The 415-nt window shown below is 54.0% G+C and carries 1 protein-coding gene; it reads right to left on the reverse strand.

The window, feature by feature from the left end:
• Positions 1–31: 31 nt before the first annotated feature.
• On the reverse strand, positions 32–415 hold a 384-nt coding region (locus ACM6IR_RS25090; RefSeq protein ID WP_414910179.1), incomplete at its 5' end, for a transposase.

Consider the following 415-nt stretch of genomic DNA (forward strand, 5'->3'; position numbering starts at 1 on the left):
TGTGGGAGATTCTATGGTTGAGGGGAAGCTCTCAACTGGTTTTCGGTTGATATTCGCTTTGCCCTTTCAGCAAGGCGAATACCACCCGAGCAAGCTTGCGAGCCAGCATTACCAGTGCCTGAGTGGTGCTGAAACCCCGAGCTCTTTGTTCTTCGTAAAACCCTTTCCAGGCTGCCGTACGGCTAGCCGACATCGCTGCATTGTGTAGAAGCCGGCGGGCCTCTGGATCACCGCGCTTGGTCAAACTACGGCGACCGTCTTTTTGTCCTGATTTCAACACGCGCAAATCCAATCCCAGAAAGGCGATAAAGGCGTCCGCGTTTCTGAAGTCGCCGCGCTGAAACGCCGTGATCAAGCGAGCCCCGGTCAAAAAACCAATTCCTTCAACTTTCAGGCAACGCTTCAACTGACCCAG

Origin of the sequence: Pseudomonas sp. IT-P253, from assembly GCF_949768125.1 — a bacterium.
GTDB lineage: Bacteria > Pseudomonadota > Gammaproteobacteria > Pseudomonadales > Pseudomonadaceae > Aquipseudomonas.